The sequence below is a fragment of the Bacillus sp. 1NLA3E genome (genome assembly GCF_000242895.2).
Classification (GTDB): Bacteria; Bacillota; Bacilli; order Bacillales; family Cytobacillaceae; genus Bacillus_BU.
In genome coordinates this window covers 143,599-163,158 of sequence record NC_021171.1, presented here as the reverse complement: position 1 = coordinate 163,158, position 19,560 = coordinate 143,599, and the positions used below count along the sequence as shown (strand labels likewise).

The window sequence follows — 19,560 nt, the reverse complement described above, 5'->3', positions numbered from 1 at the left end:
TTTATGGGATTAGGCTTTTACTGCATGCTTTCTTTGCAGTTGCGATTTTTCATTTAACTTATGAAGAATGAGTAATTGGTATGCATTACACACAAGTAACGGGATTAACATAAGATACAACCAGCTTTTCTCATTAACACGCAATGTCGGCATCCACTCCAACACTGTAATCACAACCATGAAAAACAAAGCAGAAACAAATGCATCTTTGCTCGTTTGCTTAGCCTTTTGCCAAGCAATAATCAAACCAAAAACAAAAATGAATAGTGCCACCACAACATACGGGATAAAACTTTCCCCTTTTTTCGCAAAAAACGAGTACCGGAAATAGACTAAATCAAATAAAACAAGAGCAATTAACACAATCTGAACTCTATTCCACAAAGTTGCAGACCTAAAAATCCCTAAAGCAAAGCGGTGTACGGTTAGATAGGCAAAAAAGCCCATTTGACTTAAGACACTAAAGATTAATCCAATTCCCATTAACCAAAACATAATGGAGATAATCTCGCCTACTTCGTAGTCAGTAAAAAAATGGGCGAATTCTCCCCACCGAACTATAAATCCAACAATTCCAGTTGTTACGGCCCCTATTAATAAGGTTGAAAAAAATAATTTTACCATATTACGGCTATTCACAAGTTTTCCTCCAAAATCATTTAATTAATGTTAAGCCAAATCAATTTTTTCTCTGATTAAATGACAACACTATAAATTTTTCAAATATTCACTCCTTGATTGTACCAACCCCGTTTTTAAAAATCTAGGTATTCACATTAAATGCATAATAATTGTCCTTCTTTCTCATTCTATAAGTAAGAATTGCTTTGAAAGGAGCTTTGTTATGTTAAAAGTGTCAAAACCGCTCCTCCTAATTTGTTTGTTATCGTTTATTGCTGGCTGCTCAGATACGGCTACACAAAGTGGACAAGTTAATTATGAAGAAACAAAAAAAATGGTTGTTGATATATTAAAAACAGATGATGGAAAAAAGGCCATTCAAGAAGTGATGACCGATGATAAACTGAAACAACAGCTTGTAATGGATCAAACCGTGGTGAAGGATACAATTGAACAAACTCTCACATCGGATAAAGGCGTGGAATTTTGGAAAAAGGCATTTTCTGATCCAAAGTTTTCTGAAGGAATGGCAAAGAGTATGAAAACAGAAAATCAAGCTTTACTTAAGGACTTAATGAATGATCCTGAATATCGTGGCATGATGATTGAAGTTTTAAAGGAACCGGAACTCCAAAAAGAAGTAACAGACATACTAAAAACAAAAGATTATCGCGATCAAATGCAAAAAATCGTAAGCGATACCTTTGAAAGCCCATTATTTAAAGCAAAAATCCAGGACCTCCTCATTAAAGCGGCTGATGAAGTAAAAAGCGGGAAACAAGGTTCGTCTGGGGATTCAGCAGGTGGCGCTTGAAGCTTGACACTCTATATTTTAATAGGAAAAGCCTCCCAAAAATTTATGGGGAGGCTTTTCTTTTAACTATTTATTTTCAAGTGTATCAATTAAATTTCGAGCGATATCCTGATAAATTTTGCCAAGCTTATGGTCCTCATGATAAATGGAAGGGGCAAAATCCTCTTCATCCCAGTCAGGTTGTCCAAGCGGTAGCTTTCCTAATAGCTTAGTTTGAAGTTCTTCTGCTAACTTCTCCCCACCACCATGTCCGAAAATAAATTCCTTTTCTCCTGTTGCTTTATTTTCAAAATAGGACATGTTTTCGATAACCCCGATGACTTCATGATCGGTCTTGATCGCCATTGCACCTGCACGCGCAGCGACAAATGCTGCAGTTGGGTGCGGTGTTGTTACAATGACTTCCTTGCATGCAGGTAACATTGAATGAACATCTAAAGCAACATCACCTGTTCCGGGTGGAAGATCAAGGAGTAAATAATCTAATTCTCCCCATTGGACTTCGTTGAAAAAGCTATTTAACATTTTTCCAAGCATTGGTCCACGCCAAATGATTGGTGAATTGTCTTCTACGAAGAACCCCATTGAAATAACTTTCACTCCAAGACGGTCAACCGGAAGGATTTTTTCATCCTTAACTACAGGTCGAGATGTAATCCCCATCATATCTGGTACGCTAAAGCCATAAATATCAGCGTCTACTAAGCCTACCTTTTTTCCTAATCGCGCTAATGAAACCGCTAAATTAACAGATACTGTAGATTTACCGACTCCACCTTTTCCGCTAGCGATGGCAATAAAGGTTGTTTTACTTGTTGGGGAAAGTAGACCCTCTTCTTCCTTTTTCGATTCTGTACGGTGCTGCGCTAACACTTCTTCAGGCAGTTCAGTAAACCGCAACCCTACTGTGCTTGCTCCTTCTTCTTTTAAAAGCGACACAATTTGTGATTGAAGCTGAAGCTGTTCAGATGTTCCGGTTTTAGCAATTGCTACCTTTACACTTACATGTGCTTTTTCTTCGTTTATTTTTACTTCTTGAATGGCATTGACTTCCTCGAGCGTTTTATTTAAAAATGGCTCCTTTAATCCGTTTAATAGTTCCAATACTTTGGCCTCTGATATCATTCCTAAACACCCACCTTATGTATTCGTTTGCAAACATAGTATACCATAAATGATAAATTTAACAGTTAATTGAATCACACATAACAACACGATAAGGGTAAAAATTATTTTTTCCCCTTGAATAGAAAAAAGAAGGCCCCATACACCTTCTAGTCTGTTTCTTTCAGTTCCTTTTCAACCGTATAATACCTCAATATCCCTTTATAGATTGAATCAGCAACCATATCCTGATATTTATCCTTTTTCAAATTAGCTTTTTCAGCAGGGTTTGATAAAAAGCCGATTTCTACTAATACTCCAGGCTTTTTAGCATGTTTTAATATATAGACCTGATGGATCGGTTTTGCTTTTCTCTTTGTATTCTCTAAGTTTTCACGAAGTTCATCTTGAATAAACTTTGCCGCTCTTTCATTTTCCTGGTACTGGGGAGCGTAAAAGGTTTGTGCCCCACTCCAACGTGGAGATGGTATCGAATTTAAATGAATACTGACAAAAAAATTCGCCTCTGATGTATTGATTAAATTCAAGCGCTTTTTAAGATCCTCCACTTTCCTTCGGCTATAACCCCTTGTGTCTTTGTCTGCTAAATCACGATCGGTTTCCCTCGTCATGATAACAAGCGCGCCTTGTTCTTGGAGGTAATCCCTCACTTTCAAAGAAACCTTCAGAGCTATATCTTTTTCAAGCGTTTTTTTATCACCGGCACCCCCATCAGGACCGCCATGACCAGGATCAAGCAAAATGATTTTTCCACTTAAAGGGAGATTCCATGATTTCCATGAGTCATCTTCCATAAAATCATATTGTAAAATGAAAAATAAGATGATTAACCCTAAGGAAAATCCACCAATTTTTAATTTTCGCTTCATATGTCCAGGTTCTCCCTCCCGCTTTGTCCCTATACTGTTAACTATATGGGACAAGGCGAGGAATTAGAACGCTAAACCAGCCAGCTATTCGAACTCTGATATAGCACATGTTTATCAATGCAGCTTTAACTTATATCGACGTTCTCCTTTATGAAAACCCTCTTTCCACCATGAAACTACATACTGCTCACACATATAAAATAATGATTCACTTTCAATTCCTTCATTCCCATGGCCCCAATACAAAATAAAATTATATAACGTATCAATAAAATGCTTCATTTCCTGTTCACAGCGCATTTGGACCTGACTTGCTGTTTCTCCGAAATAACCAAACCGGCTCATTCTGGCACCCAACAAATACCCTTCAATTGCTATATCGTAACAGGCCTCTTCCATTCCTGATTTCATTAAAATACCAGATGTAATTCGGGATGAACCAAAGTGTGTTTGAACACTTGTTTTTAGCATTTGAATCGACAAATCACGAAGAAGTGTCCGCTCATATTTAATTTGCTTCTCACGTTTTTTTTCTTTAAAGGTCGTTATCAAGCTCATTTTGTTTTACACCCCTTTGAAGGTATTCTGTTACCTTCTTAAAGGAGACATACAAAATTTGAGTAGCTTTCCATTTCCAATTTTATTGGAAAATACTAGCTACCAAGAAAAGCCCAACCAAATAGCTGGAGTCCTAACTATGCAAACTTCCTTTTAACCAGGCGCGGGGACGGTAAGGACCAATTGGAATTTGGATCAAGCTGGTTTTTTCCTCCGAATCGATCCTGTATAGTTCATCGCATTGGTTCGCATCGAATCCTAACAGTGGATGGCCGCCCATCCCTAAGGCCCCCGCCACCAAGAGCAGTCGTTGCACGAGAATGCCCGCCTCCATCTGTTGAATACGATATCCTCTATAACCTAACTTCTCTTTCATGTGATCCTTGTCTCCTACGATATGCATACAAAGCGGAACTTGAAACAGATTTACATTAGGCATAGTTAATCCAAATTGTAAAAAATGTCGGAAATCCCCCTCAGTTATGCCTTTAAGTGAATGAGCGCTATTATCATAAGCGTAGGCACCATTTGGAACTCCCTCCACGTTGTAAAAGCTGCCATACAAAGAAAGGCGATCCCCAATATTCCCATCTGTGTCGTCAAGGTCATTCTGATAAAAGAAAGACAATGTTTCTTTTAACAAAGTGGCAAGTTGTAATTGACTCACTTTCCCAATTATAAAATCAATATCAGGAGAATGACGTTTCCTGCAAACGGATGCGAAATCATATGAAAGGCTCTCCAAAAATGGCAGCAGGATCATCCCAGTTCCTGAGAAATGTTTCACCTTATTATTTTTCTTTATTTTCACAAATGACTGCGTTGTTCCAAACATTGATGCTTCATTAAGTTTTCTCAGCATTGGATAGTCAAAGACTCTCTTTGACCGATTATAGGAAACGTGCTTTAACAATGGCACTTCCTGACACAATTCAGTAGCTGAAACAATTTCTTCTCTTTTATCATCGTTACCGGCACAATGGATAGATTGATTTATAGCTAATGGGATCACCGCATATACACTTTCTTCCTGTTCGGATAGCCCCAGCAGATGGTTGATAGACCGATCAAGAAATTGGTAGTATACCCGTGAATAAAAGCCCATCCGATTGGCCACTTCAAGCGATTGGCCAATTACCACACCTGCATCTAATCCTTGAAGCCTATATGAAAAATTATTGTATTTATAGAAATTTTTCCAAAAAACCGTCGAGACAAAGACGGTGCAAAAACAGTCAGAAATATGATCGCCTTTTTCAAGACTTCTGGATAAGTAGCAATCGTAACTTCCTTCTCGCACTAAAATAAGGCGGTGGTGTGCCACGTCGTAATGGTAAATCCCCTTTGGAGCGTCCTCCAATTTTAAATACACATATAATTCATTAGGATACAAAGCCCCTCCAGATGGAACAAATCTTCGTACTGACTGAGCAAAGTTCTTCTCCTTTTCCTTAGCCCCCCCGTTTAACGCGGATTGTGAGTATTGAGTAAGTCCATAAACATACCATAAGAAATGACCCAGCTCCTCCAGGCTAGGTTTTAGATGGGTGTCTCTTCTTTTGAGTGTTGTTGGTACATTTCCGGTAAGGGGAATCTCTGGTAAGTCACGGTACAGTTTATAAGGAAGTGGCGCATCTTCCCAATCTACCTGCCAATCCGGCGGATAGATTTTATCCGTATCAAAATGCAGATGGTGTAGAAATGTTTCTGGCTCCAAATCTTTTGTCCTCCTACTCTTCAATTATGGGAACGGATGGGGATAAGGGTTAAGTTGTTCTAACGATAACGGGATATTTGTAAATCCTAGTTGCCTCGGTACATTGAGTACCCTCTCCAGCCCTCTTACACGGATAAGGTGTTGCCCAAATGTCATTGGTAGCATCCCAGGAATCAATACTTTTACACAGAATAATCCGTTCCGTTTGGTTATAGGCGTTGTTTGGTCCACCACAATGACCTCGAGGTTTAATTGGGCAAACCTTTTAAGAATATCCTGAAGATCATCCTTCAAATCGGTGTTTACCGGGGGCTCCTTGAATTCCTCAGCAAAAGTACGTAAAGGACGATGATCATCCAATAAAAAATGAAGTCTTTCCTCTGCTTCGTGCAAACCGTACAACATTCCATGATCCTCCATGGTATGAACTGCGAATGGATCTTGGAGCATCCCTTCATATTTCTGACGGTTTTTCTCCAATTTTTCGTCATGCCTGAACATCATTCCTGCAAGCTCGTAAATCGTGCTTTTTACAGCTCTTATAGGATCAGGGCTAGCTCCGGCTGCACAAATGAGATTTACACCCTTGGATCTTCTGTTTTTTGCCACGGCCCAAACGCTTGGAATCCCATGTTCCATCGTTGAATTGTAAAAATGAAGGTCAAATCCTGCTACCTCACGGATCCGGTCGACCATCAGCTGTAATTCTGTATCGTTAGCAGAACTAAGGTCAATCCGCGGAAGAGGGAGCCTGGCATACCAGGTTAACAAGAATGAATCTCGCTCGATGACCTCCATAATGGCATGGAAAATGGCTTCCTCTAAACTTCCCCCTAATGCACATCCGTTGGAGGTTTCATAAACAAAGCCCTCCCCATTACCCATGCTGTAATACGCGAGTAACTCCGGAACCAGAATAGGACGTTTTTGTAAGAACGAATAACCCCAAACCCAATTCATTGGCTCATCAGGATGAAACGGTTTAAAGGGAAAATGAGGTTTTTCATATTGATCTTTTCCATGTAACCCTACTCTTGTAGGATTTAGCGCATGATTCTCTAAGTTATGATAACTATCACGAACCACCTTCCTTTTGCCTCGAGGCTCGATCCCGCAATATCGCTCCAAACCTTCCAAGATCGCAGTAAGTTCACTCATTTCATAAGAATTTGACCTTCCTGCTACTCCCTCATCCGCTCCAAACAGCGGCATGTTCACTAAAACATCAGCAAACGGCAGCGTGTAATCCAACATTTTCCCATTCATGATCCCTGTACGATAATCGAGATAATCTTTGACGAGAACTGTTTTTAATTCATCCATCGAACGGCAGCGATAACCGCTACCATTAATTTTGGGACTAGATTCTAACCTAATTTGAGCTAATTCTGATGTGTCATCAGGTAATTGATTACATATTGGGCATAATGGATCAGCCAAGAAAAGGTGACGAGAAATCGTTAACGTTCTCAGGTTGGTAATAAACACTGTTTCTTCTAAGTTGCTGGATTCTCCTTGAAGAACTCTCCGTACTTCGTTACATATCAAAGTTGCCATTTGCGATAGTCCCGTTCGCGATGCCCATCCATCACGCAGAACAGCTTCTCCCATGGCCATCCTCATCTGAAACTCCCACATCTCTTGACGATCGGGTCCAGCTATCATGCGCCGGATGTCGGCACAGCGGGAACATCCTGGTATATCGGGGCGTACTAATGGACCAATTATTCCCTCCCCAAACGCAACGAAACCGCGAAGCCACGGGATACCTTTGTTCCTGAATTTTTCTTCCGCTTTTTGATGATTGGATGGATGCCAAGCATCGTGCAACACTAGTGCTAATTCAGCTTTTTCGGGAACTTCTTCTAATAGGCTTTGGCGCTTTACGTGATGGTCTCCAGACAATTGATCATAAACAAAATCCGCTAATAAACCCTGTCCGGCAATTAGAATATGGGCAGCCACTAAGATTCCTCCTCTCGTACCTGCACACCAAACACCCCTGTCAATCCCTGTTTTAAAAAGGGCTCGAAAGTAAGATCATAAACTAATAGCCGTTTGTTGTTTCTGCTCAAGACTTGATTACAAGAATGTAATAGTTCCAATTGTGTCATTTCAGCACAAGAGGGGATATTGATTTGGATTTCCTTTTTTCTCAAAAGAACTCCTGAATCTATCCTTTGCCCCGTTACGGAATCTATCTGGTTTTGAGCATCCGAAAGCGCTTGTTGTAATGCATTTCGTAATGCCAAGGTCGTATTTAAACCTGCTCCGGCATACCAACGACCTTTCGACCTTACCCATATTACTGGGAAACCTAGTTTATCCTCTTTCATGCCGGTTTTCGGTGCACCATTCAAGGTGGTTAGGGCATTAAAATAGAATCTGCATCGTTGATCTTCTATGGTTCCCAGCTTTAAATGAACAATTGTATTCTGTTGATCTATCTTACTTTTTCTCAATTGTTCATCTAAATATCCTTGCAACCCTCGACAAACAGCCTCGGCGAAGGTTTCCCCAGCACCAATGCCAATAAATCCCTCTGGTATGTTCACATCACCCTTATCTTTCTGTTCTCTGATTCCCTTGATCATTTGTGAAACATACATTTCAATACCTGTGAGTCCGGCTTCCTTTTTTGCTTCCTCATGTGTAAAACCAGAACAGATGACCTCTGGGAGGATGTCTGCCGGTCCATTTGAAACTGGATTTACTGCTTGGATATAGCACTGTGAAAGAGGAAGCTGTTTCAAGTTTCGTTCCCCCCAGGTATGAAAAATCCCTGTTTCTTCTGATGTTAATAGACCAAAATATTCAAATAGATTACTTTGTGGTCCCATGTCACTCCATTCTTGCTTTAGCCTTACATCAAGGTTTTCCACCAGTGTAGGCGAAAAGCCTTTGTTCGTAACCAACGGATGTGTGATAAATGAAATCCAGTCTCCCTCTAGTGTTTCAAGATCAAGTTTGTAAATTTTGTTATTCTGATTTGAATCCGCTACACCTGTAGCCTTCTTAAAAAATTCGAATACCATGACATTTGCCAAAATAGATCCAACCGTTGAGGAGAACGATTGTCGCTGACGATCTAATTGCAAAGAGGATTGATGGATTCGGCGCCATGCGGACTCCCAGCATCCCTCTGATTCCGGATGAACCACCGGACCTGCAAGCCCCACTTGTTCTAAACATATGGAGGGTAAAAATACCTTCCTTTGCTCTTTGCAAACCATATTTAGGTCTCTAAGTTCTTCTACATTTCCATCCTGAGAGACATATAGTATCCAATCATATGGCTGCACAGCTAGTTGCCAAAAGCTTTTCCCTTCCCCTTTTTCAAATGGTATCTGCTCTACCTCCAACTCGTTTCCAGCCTTGCTGGCATTGTGTACTAGCTCATTTATCCGCAATCGATTTGTAGGTATTGAATCCGTCAATATGAAATGGAATTTAGGAAGTCCCGATTCAATTAATGCAGAGGCTAATGAAACCATAAAGGGTCCAGATCCGACAGCCAGAACTTTAGCCTGACGGTATTCTTGAAAGCGGAATGCACCTGAGTTTACGAAGCTCTCAATAAATTCAATTTGTGAAGCATACTTTCCGAGAACTAGACTACTTAATTGATGTGGACGATCTTGGCTTACATCTCGAACAAAGCCATTCTTGTACAACGTTTCTCCAATCTCAAATATCCTATTGCGATATGGGGGCGTTAATCCCTCTGTCAAACCTCCTAATGATTGCTCCCCGTTAAACATTGGCATCAATTTTTCAATCCACTGATAGATTGTACTGCCTTCCATACGCAATGAACTTACATTATTTCTAAAATACACACCACCTTGTGGATCAGGTAGATAAAATGTATCTCTTTTTACCTTGAGACGTGAATATGAGTTCAGTTTTGTCATTCAGCTCCTCCTTAATTCTAAACATTCTTTAATGTGCACTATCATTTTATGTACTTTTATTTGTCCATTATGATTAATAAGTAAAGAGTAAGGCCTCTTGCGCTAAACACTCACCTAAATTCAAAATTTTATTTACCAAAAGAAAAGTGTGGTTGATTTCCGCTCCAGGATGCTCGCGCACCTTAGGGGCGGGCGGTGAGCCTCCTCGGCGCTTAAGCGCCTGTGGGGTCTCACCTGTCCCGCTGCTCCCGCAGGAGTCTCGCACCTTCCGCTCCAATCAACTTCTTTATCAACGGTTTACTTTCCACAAAACCTATTTAAAAAACAACAAGTTTTTTTAGAAAACAGCCTTCAAAAAAGAAGTGCCCTTGCGGCAGAGCCAGCAGGGGCACTTCTTTTCATAAAATCACCAATTTGTTGAGAATCACCAACCTCCCCAACAGTTGAAACAGCTAAAACAGCTAAAACAACTAAAACAGCTAAAACCGCCACAACGGAAACCACCACAACGAAAGCCCCCGCAACGAAAGCCTCCACAACGATGAAAGCCTCCACACATCATGCCGCCACAACGCATACCTCCGCACATCATGCCGCCACAACGCATCCCGCCAAACTGGCGCGAATCTTGGATCTGCTGATCAATAGGAATTATCTCACCAACTTGGTAATTATCCATTCCTAACGTTTGAAATTCATCTTGAAAATTCTGCATTTTATCCTCCCCTTTATTTTTATTTATCCGGTTTAACCGAACCTGAAAAGAGAGTTTAACGATGGTAATTTGTCAGGTTGTTATAAATGAGCCATTAGATATGATGTAACTCTCTTCAACAAATTATGATTCCATTTAGGTCGTTGTTACTGATATAACAGCCTATTTTGTGTTGAAAGTATCGTAGAGTGTTTCATCATTGCAGGAAAAAAGCATTTTTAGGCATAAAAAAGACCCCCAACCAAAATGGTTGGGAGCCTTTGAAACGCCAAAAATTAACGTTTTGAGAACTGAGGCGCACGACGAGCACCTTTAAGTCCGTATTTTTTACGCTCTTTCATACGTGCATCACGAGTTAATAATCCTGCACGCTTTAATGTTGGACGGAATTCTGGGTCAGCTTGTAGTAACGCACGAGCGATACCGTGGCGAATAGCGCCAGCTTGACCAGTATAACCTCCACCATTTACGTTTACAAGGATATCATAGCTGCCAAGAGTTTCAGTAGCTACTAGTGGTTGTTTAACAACTTCACGTAAAGCTTCAAATGGAATATAATCTGTGATTTCACGATCGTTGATAAGGATGCTTCCGTTACCAGGAATTAAACGTACGCGTGCAACGGAGCTTTTACGACGACCAGTACCAATATATTGAACTTGTGCCAAGTTAATGCCCTCCTTTAAAAATTATCCACGAAGTGTATAAACTTCTGGTTTTTGTGCTTGTTGTTCATGTTCGCTACCTGCATAAACATGTAATTTCTTGAAAATTTGACGACCAAGAGAATTCTTTGGAAGCATGCCTTTAATAGCAAGCTCAAGCATTTTCTCAGGGTAGTTAGTACGCATTTCAAGAGCTGTTCTTTGTTTTAAACCACCTGGGTGGTTAGTGTGACGGTAGTAGATTTTATCAGTTAACTTTTTCCCAGTTAACTCGATCTTAGATGCATTAATGATGATCACATGATCACCAGTATCAACATGTGGTGTAAAAGTTGGTTTATTTTTACCACGTAGAATTGATGCAACTTCACTAGCAAGGCGACCTAAAGTCTGACCTGCTGCATCAACTACGTACCATTTACGTTCAATATTGTTTGAATTAGCCATAAACGTTGTACGCATGAATTTCCCTCCTAAATAATCTGATTCAGATTGTCCATATATATTTTGACACAAATAGCTCTTCCGGGGCTCATTGTGGGGTTAAAATACATACCATATGATATAATATCGCGTTGTGGGCAGAATGTCAACACCAGGATTAGTTGCCTTAAGAATATAAACTTACCCTTTAAGTCTTAGTGATATTATTTTAATAAAGCACTTCCCATAAATACAACCCATGTGCTGGGGCAGTTTTCCCTGCTGCAGCACGGTCTTTCTTAGCAAGGATCTCCGGGATTGAATACGGATCTCGCTTCCCGTTGCCAACTTCAAGCAACGTTCCAACCAGGATTCTTACCATATTATACAAAAAACCATTCCCAACAACCCGGAAAACTAAAAGGCCATTTTCTTCGAAAAGCTCTAGTTTATGAATCGTCCTTACTCGGTCCTCTTTTTCGGTCTTCGCAGAGCAGAAGCTCGTAAAATCATGAGTGCCAATTAAAAAACGGGACGCAGTTACTATATCTGAATAATTTAACGAATATGAGTATTGATAGGAAAAATATTGTTGAAAAGGATCACGAATAGCTGATAGGTGGAGAAAATAACGATACTCTTTTTCGACAGCATTGAACCTTGCGTGAAATTCAGCTGGCACTTTCTCTACCTGTAAAATAGAAATGTCATCAGGCAGCACCGAATTTAAGGCAATAATCCACCTATCCTCTGAAATCGCTAGACTTGAGTCAAAATTAATGACTTGGCCCTTGGCATGAACCCCTGCATCGGTTCTTCCTGAGGCATTAATAAAAATATGAGCCCCTTTATGGATCTTTTTCAACGCTTTCTCTATTTCACTTTGAACGGTTCGTTTATTTGGCTGAACCTGGTAGCCTGAGAAACGTGTCCCAGTATAAGCAACTTTGCATTTATAACGTTGCATAAGTAAAACCCCATTATGTTCTAAATAAATATAAACACGCCGTAATTACTCCAAGTAGTACAAGCATGCCCGTATCGGCCATTTTCCACTTTAAGAGGCGGTATTTCGTTCTTCCTTCGCCACCACGGTAACCCCTTGCTTCCATTGCCACGGCAAGCTCCTCAGCCCGTTTAAATGAACTGATAAACAAAGGAATTAACAAAGGAACAATCGCTCGAACTCTTTCCTTAATCGGTCCACCGGTGAATTCAACACCCCTAGCAATCTGCGCTTTCATGATTTTATCAGTCTCTTGCATCAGTGTAGGAATAAATCGCAATGAAATAGACATCATTAAAGCTAATTCATGCACCGGAAAGTGTATTTTTTTCAGTGGTCCCAAAAGGGTCTCCAACCCATCTGTTATTTCAATCGGTGTTGTCGTTAGAGTTAATAAAGAAGTCACTAGAATTAATAAGAAGAATCGCATTGAGATGAATATCCCTTGCCTTACTCCTTCTTCATAAATTTTTAACGGACCAACCTGGATTAACAGTTCACCTTCCTTGTTTAAAAATAAATGCATTAATAGGGTGAACAGGATTAGCCATAGTACAGGTTTAAGCCCAGCATATAAAAATCGAAAGGAAATTTTTGAAAGAGCAACGATAAAGAATGTATAAACCGTTAAAATGGCATAGGTAATCGGATTGTTTGCTATAAAGACGATACATACAAATAAAAAGACTAGCATTAGCTTCGAACGAGGGTCCATCTGATGAACAATGGAATCCGCCGGAACATAACGCCCGAAGATCATCTTCTCCATCATTTTGAATTCCCCCTATCCAAAACTAAGGCGATTTTCTCAGTTAATTGTTCCATTGTCAGGCAGGTCTCATCAAGTTTCATTTGAAAGGCTTGCTCAAATTTTTGCTGAAAACGAACCACTTCAGGAACATCTAGACCCAATTCGATCAACCCTTCAGGCGATGCAAAGATTTCTTTAGGAGTGCCTTGTTTATAAACCTCACCTTTTTGCATAATAAAGATTTTATCGGCAAAACGTGCGGCATCCTCCATACTATGGGTAACCAAAATGGTGGTAAGTTCTCTTTCTTGATGGAGACGATAAAACATCTCCATGATCTCTTTACGTCCACGAGGATCAAGGCCGGCTGTCGGTTCATCCAGTACGAGGACATCAGGCTTCATTGCTAGAACTCCGGCAATTGCAACCCTCCGCATTTGTCCACCAGATAGGTCAAACGGAGACCTTTGTAAAATATCCTCTGATAAACCTACCTGGCGGATTGCCGTTTGAGCCCTTACCTTTGCCTCTGCCTCAGATACGCCAAAATTCATTGGGCCGAAGCAAATATCCTTTTCAACGCTTTCTTCAAACAACTGGTGTTCTGGAAATTGAAAAACGATCCCTACCTTTTGACGGATGCTCTTTAAGTTTTTTTCCTTTTTGTTACCTTCAATCGTTCTGTCCCCAATCAAAACTTTCCCTTTTGTTGGTCGTAATAAGGCGTTTAGATGTTGAAGAACAGTCGATTTTCCGGAACCAGTGTGGCCAATTATTGCCATATATGAGCCTGACGGAATATCAATCGAAACATTATGAATGGCAAGCCGTTCAAATGGGGTTCCTTGCTGGTAGCGATGTTCTACTTGTTGTAGTGAGATGTCCATAGTTCGTTCACCAACTCTTCTTCTGATAAAAAGTGTCTCGAGAATGTAAATCCTTTTTTCCTAAGAGCTTTGCTCATTTTTATCGGAAAGGGGATGTCTAGACCTAAACTTATCAATTCTTCATCTAGTTCAAAGATCTGCTCAGGCGACCCTTCCTTGAACAATTCACCCTGGTTCATCACAAATATGCGATCTGCCCTTGCGGCTTCTTCAAGATCATGAGTAATCGAAATAACCGTGATATTTCGACTATCCTTTAACTCTCTCACAATGTTTAAAACTTCTTCACGCCCTCGGGGATCTAGCATGGATGTCGCTTCATCTAAGATGATAATAGCAGGTTGGAGAGCAAGTACACTGGCTATGGCAACCCTCTGCTTCTGTCCACCAGAAAGATGGTGCGGCTCTTGATCAAGAAATTGATCCATCTCTACTTTTTTCAATGAGTCTTGAATCCGTTCTAGCATAATTTCACGCGGAATCCCCATGTTTTCTAAACCAAAAGCCACATCATCCTCAACTGTTGTTCCAACAAATTGATTATCCGGATTTTGAAATACCATTCCAATTTTCTTACGAACATCCCAGACAGTTTCTTCACTTAATTTATATCCACAAACGGTAACACTTCCTTTTTGGGGAAACTGTAAACCATTTAATATTTTCGCAAGGGTAGATTTCCCTGATCCATTATGACCGACTATGGCCAACCATTCCCCTTCAAATACTTCAAAGGATACATTATTTAGTGCGTAGCTTTCCTGGGAATCATATTGAAAGCTAATATTTTCTAGAACAACTAGCGGCTTACTCATGATTTTCCTCCCCCACCTCTTTAGCCTCGCTCCGGCTTCATATTTATCTAGTTTGATTTAATTTTTTACATAAATAAAAAAAGCCTGCACCTCTTCCGATACGAAAAATTAAATCACATTCGTATTCTTCATTCCTAAATAGAATGAAGGAAGAGGTGCTTGAGCTAAACGAGACATGAAATTTGAAGAGCAAAAAGTGCCTAAGGCGCAGTAGCCAACAAATGAAGAGCAAAGGTTATTTGTTTGACCTCAACTATCAAAAGGAAAACATAGTGTAGTTCCTTTTTTCACGCTCATCATAACGCTCAGTATGGGCTTGGTTCAGAAAAGGCATGCTAACCATATAAAGTAGTGAACATGTCCCGCTAAAAGAAAAAGGGCAAAGAACAAGTTTGTCTCTAAACTGTCCTCGCCCTTGTTGTGTGTAGAAGGATATTAAACTAGCTCGATAATGACCATTGGTGCACCATCGCCGCGGCGTGGTCCAATTTTCATAATACGAGTGTATCCACCTTGACGCTCTTCATAACGAGGAGCAATATCAGTGAAAAGTTTTTGAACTGCATCTTGGTTTGTTTCAACATTTGCAATTTCGTTACGAACGAATGCAGCAGCTTGACGGCGTGCATGTAAATCTCCACGCTTTCCAAGAGTGATCATTTTTTCAACTGTTGAACGAAGTTCTTTCGCACGTGTTTCAGTTGTTTGAATACGCTCATTGATAATTAAGTCTGTTGTTAAGTCTCTTAGCATCGCTTTACGCTGAGCGCTTGTACGTCCTAACTTTCTGTATCCCATGAAAGTTTCCCTCCTTTGTTGAAGTCATTCATCCCTATCAAAGTTCACAATAAAATGCTAGTTAATTATGAGTTAACTAGTCAGTCATCTTTTCGTAAGCCTAATCCTAGTTCCTCTAGTTTAGCTTTTACTTCTTCAAGAGACTTTCTTCCTAAGTTACGAACCTTCATCATATCTTCTTCCGTTTTGTTAGCTAACTCCTGAACGGAATTGATACCGGCACGTTTTAAGCAATTATAGGAACGAACAGAAAGATCCAGTTCTTCAATCGTCATTTCTAGAACTTTTTCTTTTTGATCCTCTTCTTTTTCTACCATAATTTCAGCATTTTGAGCTTCGTCAGTTAAACCAACAAAGATATTCAAATGCTCAGTTAAAATTTTGGCACCAAGTGCAATTGCCTCTTTAGGACCTGTACTACCATCTGTCCATACATCAAATGTTAACTTATCATAGTTCGTCATTTGACCTACACGTGTATTCTCTACTTGATATGAAACACGTGATACTGGAGTATAGATGGAATCAATTGGAATTACACCAATTGGTTGGTCTTCTCTTTTGTTTTGATCAGCGGGAGTATATCCGCGACCTCTTCTAGCTGTGAGACGCATACGTAAATGCCCGTTTGAACCAAGAGTGGCAATGTGAAGATCAGGATTTAAGATCTCTACATCACTGTCATGGGTAACATCAGCAGCAGTTACAATACCTTGACCCTTAACATCAATTTCAAGCGTCTTTTCTTCATCTGAATAGATTTTAAGAGCTAACTTTTTAATGTTAAGAATAGTAGATGAAACATCTTCCACGACGCCTTCAATTGTTGAGAATTCATGAAGTACCCCATCAATTTGAATCGATGTGACAGCTGCACCTGGGAGTGATGATAATAGGATACGACGTAAGGAGTTACCCAAAGTAGTACCATATCCACGCTCAAGTGGTTCTACGACGAACTTTCCGTATTTGGCATCATCGTTGATCTCAACCGTTTCGATTTTTGGCTTTTCTATTTCGATCATCAAATATACCCTCCTTCAAAACGTCGAAACCTCGGCAAAACATCTAACCGAAATTCCCCCTGCATACGTTCCCGATTGTGCACAACAACTGGTTTAGATTTCTGTATGAACACAAAAAATCAGTATCACAACCCATTATAGACGTATGATACAAAATCTATACAGAAAAATTAAACGCGGCGACGTTTTGGTGGACGGCATCCGTTATGTGGAACTGGAGTTACGTCTTTAATAGCAGTAACTTCAAGACCAGCAGCTTGAAGAGCACGGATTGCAGCTTCACGTCCTGCGCCAGGTCCCTTTACAGTAACTTCAAGAGACTTCATGCCATGATCCATTGATACCTTTGCTGCAGTTTCAGCAGCCATTTGTGCTGCAAATGGAGTAGATTTACGAGAACCTTTAAATCCAAGTGAACCAGCACTAGACCAAGAAATTGCATTTCCGTGTGGGTCAGTGATCGTTACAATCGTGTTATTGAAAGTAGAACGAATATGAGCAATACCAGATTCAATATTCTTTTTAACACGACGTTTGCGTGTATTAGTTTTACGAGCCATTTAGATGAGAACCTCCTTTACCAATTATTTTTTCTTGTTAGCAACAGTTTTACGAGGACCTTTACGTGTACGAGCGTTGTTCTTCGTGTTTTGACCACGAACAGGTAAACCACGACGATGACGAAGGCCACGGAATGATCCGATTTCCATTAAACGTTTAATGTTAAGAGAGATTTCACGACGAAGGTCACCCTCAACCTTTAATTTATCGATAATGTCACGGATTTTATTTAATTCTTCTTCTGTTAGATCACGAACACGTGTATCTTCAGAAACACCAGCTTCAGCAAGAACTTTCTCAGCAGTTGGTTTTCCAATTCCGTAAATGTAAGTTAATGAGATTACTACACGCTTTTCGCGCGGTACATCAACACCAGCAATACGAGCCATATGAATAGTGCACCTCCTTCTATATTAACCTTGTTTTTGTTTGTGTTTAGGGTTTTCGCAGATTACCATTACTTTACCGCGTCTGCGAATAACTTTACATTTTTCACAGATTGGTTTAACAGATGGTCTAACTTTCATTATTCTAACCTCCTTGATAGTACGGAGTGCAAAGGACTATTTAAAGCGATAAGTGATTCTTCCGCGAGTTAGATCATATGGGGAAAGCTCTACTGTAACTTTATCCCCTGGTAAGATTCTAATGAAATGCATGCGGATTTTCCCAGAAACATGTGCCAATACAGAATGACCATTTTCTAATTCTACCTTAAACATTGCATTTGGCAAAGTTTCAATTACTGTGCCTTCTACTTCAATTACATCATCTTTCGCCATCGAACTGTCTCCCTTCTTTAATCAAGCTACGTATTCAATCATAAAATGCATAGAGGCAAGACCAATTTTCCGTTTGTACTAGATTGAGCATGATTGGTGTGAACCCAATTGCTAAGCTTTGGTTAAAATCTCAAAACCTGTTTCAGTGATCGCGATAGTATGCTCAAAATGAGCGCACCTAAACCCATCAACTGTTACAACTGTCCAGTCATCAGCCAACGTTTTTACATATCGACTTCCTGCATTCACCATCGGTTCAATTGCCAGTACCATTCCAGGCTTTAAACGCGGACCTTTGTTAGGCGGACCATAGTGAGGAATTTGTGGATCCTCATGTAAGTCTTGCCCTACTCCGTGACCAACATACTCGCGCACAATGGAAAAGCCGTTTGCTTCTACATACGTTTGAATCGCATGAGAGACATTTGATAGGCGCTCACCTGGCTTAGCTTCCTTTAGGCCGAGATATAAGGACTCCTCAGTAACCTCTAACAGACGTTTTGAGTTTTCATCAATTTCGCCAACAGGATAAGTCCAAGCTGAATCGCCGTGATAACCGTTGTACTTTGCACCAATGTCAATACTTATGATATCGCCATTGTTTAATACCCGATCACCAGGAATTCCGTGAACAAGTTCATTGTTAACAGAAGCACAGATGCTGCCACGAAAACCATTATACCCTTTAAAAGATGGAATTGCACTCTGCTTACGGATAAACTGCTCGGCAATTACATCCAATTCTTTCGTTGTAATCCCCGGACGAATGTGTTTCTTCAATTCTTGATGAGTGAGAGCAACAATACGTCCAGCTTCGCGCATAATGTCAATTTCGCGCGGGGTTTTACAAATTATCATTTTAAGCCCCCAAGCAATACGTTGATATCAGCAAATACAATTTTAATATCCTGCTGACCATTGATATTGCGTAAATAACCTTTTGTTTCATAGAAATCTAACAACGGTTGCGCTTGAGCAATATTGACATCCAAGCGGTTTTGAACAGTTTCTGCATTATCATCAGCACGCTGATATAATTCACCGCCACAACGGTCACAAGTACCTTCTTGTGCTGGCGGATTAAATACTAGATGATAAGTAGCTCCACAAGCTTTACAGATTCGACGTCCTGTTAAACGCTCCATTAAGATTCCATGATCAACATCAATATTGATGACGTAATTAATTTGTTTATCTAATTGAGAAAGGATATCTTCAAGTGCCTCTGCTTGAGGAACAGTTCTAGGAAATCCATCAAGTAAAAATCCTTTTTCGCAATCGTCTTTACTAAGACGTTCGCGAACGATTCCGATTGTTACTTCATCTGGAACAAGCTGGCCTTCATCCATGAAAGACTTTGCTTGCAATCCAAGTTCTGTACCTTCTTTCATCGCAGCACGGAACATATCCCCTGTTGAGATATGAGGGATGCCGTATTGTTCAACAATTTGTTCTGCTTGTGTACCTTTACCAGCGCCAGGAAGACCCATTAAAACTAAATTCACACGTATTCC

At 40.2% G+C, this 19,560-nt stretch carries 23 protein-coding genes; 1 reads left to right on the top strand and 22 read right to left on the bottom strand.

The window, feature by feature from the left end:
• Positions 1 to 9: 9 nt before the first annotated feature.
• Positions 10 to 639 carry a KinB-signaling pathway activation protein gene (locus tag B1NLA3E_RS00880; RefSeq protein ID WP_041580207.1) on the bottom strand — a complete coding sequence of 210 codons (630 nt, stop codon included), beginning with the start codon at positions 637 to 639 and terminating at the stop codon, positions 10 to 12.
• Between the two features lie 205 nt (positions 640 to 844).
• Between B1NLA3E_RS00880 and gerD the strand changes: the two genes are divergently transcribed.
• Positions 845 to 1,435 (top strand): spore germination lipoprotein GerD, encoded by a 591-nt coding sequence (gene gerD, locus B1NLA3E_RS00875; protein WP_015591999.1) that lies wholly within the window; start codon positions 845 to 847, stop codon positions 1,433 to 1,435.
• 66 nt (positions 1,436 to 1,501) lie between these two features.
• Here the strand turns inward: gerD and B1NLA3E_RS00870 are convergent, their stop codons facing one another.
• The 21 genes from B1NLA3E_RS00870 to B1NLA3E_RS00770 form a co-directional block, all read right to left on the bottom strand.
• A complete protein-coding gene (locus B1NLA3E_RS00870) occupies positions 1,502 to 2,560 on the bottom strand; it encodes an Mrp/NBP35 family ATP-binding protein (protein WP_015591998.1) in 1,059 nt (352 codons plus the stop codon).
• 149 nt (positions 2,561 to 2,709) lie between these two features.
• Positions 2,710 to 3,429, bottom strand: a complete 720-nt coding sequence (gene cwlD / locus B1NLA3E_RS00865; protein ID WP_015591997.1) for an N-acetylmuramoyl-L-alanine amidase CwlD — start codon at positions 3,427 to 3,429, stop codon at positions 2,710 to 2,712.
• 114 nt (positions 3,430 to 3,543) lie between these two features.
• The gene (locus tag B1NLA3E_RS00860; protein WP_015591996.1) at positions 3,544 to 3,987 is read right to left on the bottom strand and encodes a YbaK family protein; all 444 of its coding nucleotides are present in this window, start codon (positions 3,985 to 3,987) and stop codon (positions 3,544 to 3,546) included.
• Positions 3,988 to 4,120: 133 nt separating this feature from the next.
• On the bottom strand, positions 4,121 to 5,704 hold the full coding sequence (locus tag B1NLA3E_RS00855; RefSeq protein ID WP_015591995.1) for a SagB family peptide dehydrogenase: 1,584 nt from the start codon (positions 5,702 to 5,704) through the stop codon (positions 4,121 to 4,123).
• 24 nt (positions 5,705 to 5,728) lie between these two features.
• A complete protein-coding gene (locus B1NLA3E_RS00850) occupies positions 5,729 to 7,669 on the bottom strand; it encodes a TOMM precursor leader peptide-binding protein (RefSeq protein ID WP_015591994.1) in 1,941 nt (646 codons plus the stop codon).
• A complete protein-coding gene (locus B1NLA3E_RS00845; protein WP_015591993.1) occupies positions 7,669 to 9,618 on the bottom strand; it encodes a putative thiazole-containing bacteriocin maturation protein in 1,950 nt (649 codons plus the stop codon). The genes B1NLA3E_RS00850 and B1NLA3E_RS00845 overlap by 1 nt, the downstream gene beginning before the upstream one ends.
• A 424-nt stretch (positions 9,619 to 10,042) precedes the next feature.
• The gene (locus B1NLA3E_RS23465; RefSeq protein WP_083935033.1) at positions 10,043 to 10,333 is read right to left on the bottom strand and encodes a heterocycloanthracin/sonorensin family bacteriocin; all 291 of its coding nucleotides are present in this window, start codon (positions 10,331 to 10,333) and stop codon (positions 10,043 to 10,045) included.
• A gap of 275 nt (positions 10,334 to 10,608) precedes the next feature.
• Positions 10,609 to 11,001, bottom strand: coding sequence for a 30S ribosomal protein S9 (gene rpsI / locus B1NLA3E_RS00835; protein ID WP_015591991.1), 393 nt, complete (start codon positions 10,999 to 11,001; stop codon positions 10,609 to 10,611).
• Positions 11,002 to 11,022: 21 nt separating this feature from the next.
• Entirely contained in the window at positions 11,023 to 11,460 is a 438-nt protein-coding gene (gene rplM, locus B1NLA3E_RS00830) for a 50S ribosomal protein L13 (protein WP_015591990.1), read from the bottom strand.
• Positions 11,461 to 11,650: 190 nt separating this feature from the next.
• Entirely contained in the window at positions 11,651 to 12,388 is a 738-nt protein-coding gene (truA, locus tag B1NLA3E_RS00825; RefSeq protein ID WP_015591989.1) for a tRNA pseudouridine(38-40) synthase TruA, read from the bottom strand.
• Between the two features lie 13 nt (positions 12,389 to 12,401).
• Complete coding sequence (locus tag B1NLA3E_RS00820; RefSeq protein WP_041580205.1) at positions 12,402 to 13,199, bottom strand: energy-coupling factor transporter transmembrane component T family protein; 798 nt, start codon at positions 13,197 to 13,199, stop codon at positions 12,402 to 12,404.
• The gene (locus B1NLA3E_RS00815) at positions 13,196 to 14,065 is read right to left on the bottom strand and encodes an energy-coupling factor ABC transporter ATP-binding protein (protein ID WP_015591987.1); all 870 of its coding nucleotides are present in this window, start codon (positions 14,063 to 14,065) and stop codon (positions 13,196 to 13,198) included. The genes B1NLA3E_RS00820 and B1NLA3E_RS00815 overlap by 4 nt, the downstream gene beginning before the upstream one ends.
• Positions 14,041 to 14,880: an energy-coupling factor ABC transporter ATP-binding protein gene (locus tag B1NLA3E_RS00810; RefSeq protein WP_015591986.1), complete on the bottom strand. Its 840-nt coding sequence runs from the start codon at positions 14,878 to 14,880 to the stop codon at positions 14,041 to 14,043. The genes B1NLA3E_RS00815 and B1NLA3E_RS00810 overlap by 25 nt, the downstream gene beginning before the upstream one ends.
• Before the next feature lie 435 nt (positions 14,881 to 15,315).
• A complete protein-coding gene (rplQ, locus tag B1NLA3E_RS00805) occupies positions 15,316 to 15,678 on the bottom strand; it encodes a 50S ribosomal protein L17 (protein ID WP_015591985.1) in 363 nt (120 codons plus the stop codon).
• 80 nt (positions 15,679 to 15,758) lie between these two features.
• Positions 15,759 to 16,703, bottom strand: a complete 945-nt coding sequence (locus B1NLA3E_RS00800) for a DNA-directed RNA polymerase subunit alpha (protein WP_015591984.1) — start codon at positions 16,701 to 16,703, stop codon at positions 15,759 to 15,761.
• Between the two features lie 170 nt (positions 16,704 to 16,873).
• Positions 16,874 to 17,263 carry a 30S ribosomal protein S11 gene (gene rpsK / locus B1NLA3E_RS00795; RefSeq protein WP_015591983.1) on the bottom strand — a complete coding sequence of 130 codons (390 nt, stop codon included), beginning with the start codon at positions 17,261 to 17,263 and terminating at the stop codon, positions 16,874 to 16,876.
• Between the two features lie 24 nt (positions 17,264 to 17,287).
• Positions 17,288 to 17,653: a 30S ribosomal protein S13 gene (rpsM, locus tag B1NLA3E_RS00790; protein ID WP_015591982.1), complete on the bottom strand. Its 366-nt coding sequence runs from the start codon at positions 17,651 to 17,653 to the stop codon at positions 17,288 to 17,290.
• Between the two features lie 24 nt (positions 17,654 to 17,677).
• On the bottom strand, positions 17,678 to 17,791 hold the full coding sequence (rpmJ, locus tag B1NLA3E_RS00785; protein WP_000868344.1) for a 50S ribosomal protein L36: 114 nt from the start codon (positions 17,789 to 17,791) through the stop codon (positions 17,678 to 17,680).
• 36 nt (positions 17,792 to 17,827) lie between these two features.
• Entirely contained in the window at positions 17,828 to 18,046 is a 219-nt protein-coding gene (gene infA / locus B1NLA3E_RS00780) for a translation initiation factor IF-1 (protein ID WP_015591981.1), read from the bottom strand.
• Between the two features lie 111 nt (positions 18,047 to 18,157).
• The gene (gene map / locus B1NLA3E_RS00775) at positions 18,158 to 18,904 is read right to left on the bottom strand and encodes a type I methionyl aminopeptidase (protein WP_015591980.1); all 747 of its coding nucleotides are present in this window, start codon (positions 18,902 to 18,904) and stop codon (positions 18,158 to 18,160) included.
• Positions 18,901 to 19,551: an adenylate kinase gene (locus B1NLA3E_RS00770; RefSeq protein WP_015591979.1), complete on the bottom strand. Its 651-nt coding sequence runs from the start codon at positions 19,549 to 19,551 to the stop codon at positions 18,901 to 18,903. Before B1NLA3E_RS00770 ends, map begins: the two co-directional genes overlap by 4 nt.
• Between the last annotated feature and the right edge of the window lie 9 nt (positions 19,552 to 19,560).